The organism is Aliiglaciecola sp. SL4 (assembly GCF_041538045.1).
GTDB lineage: Bacteria > Pseudomonadota > Gammaproteobacteria > Enterobacterales > Alteromonadaceae > Aliiglaciecola.
The window spans coordinates 1-470 of record NZ_JBGOSE010000034.1 but is presented as its reverse complement, the minus strand read 5'-3'; the positions used below and the strand labels follow the sequence as shown (position 1 = coordinate 470).

At 46.4% G+C, this 470-nt stretch carries 1 protein-coding gene; it reads right to left on the bottom strand.

The genetic code is table 11. The features are described 5' to 3' along the window. Positions 1–72 precede the first annotated feature (72 nt). A partial coding sequence (locus AB6T38_RS19220; RefSeq protein WP_372548826.1) for a group II intron maturase-specific domain-containing protein occupies positions 73–470 on the bottom strand: 398 nt, incomplete at its 5' end.

The window sequence follows — 470 nt, the reverse complement described above, 5'->3', positions numbered from 1 at the left end:
CTAATCGGGTAGCCGGAGGTCTCTAACCTCCAGCCCCCACAACACCCTGCATGCGGCTCCGCACAGGGCGTTTCATTTAGGATAGTGAAGTGCAATCCAACCATCACGTAATGAATAAAGCCCTTCGGATTTTAAATAATCAAGTGATAAAGCCTGATTGATCCCCGGAGTTTTAGCACTACGCCATGGCCCCTTGCTGGTGATACCACATGCAACAGCAGCTTGAACATGCACACCTAATCTCATTAAACTTCTGACTTTGGTACGTGGTCGTCGCCACTGCCGCCAATAAGCCATTCGAACTCTACGCCTGATCCAATGATCTAAATCGACGCATTGTTGATAGCAATTGGCAATACCAAAGTAGTTTATCCAGCCACGTAAATATTGGCTAAGTTTAAATAGTTGGTAATGCATCGACACGCCCCAGTTACGGTTCGTTAACCGTCGAATTTGTTGTTTGAACCTCA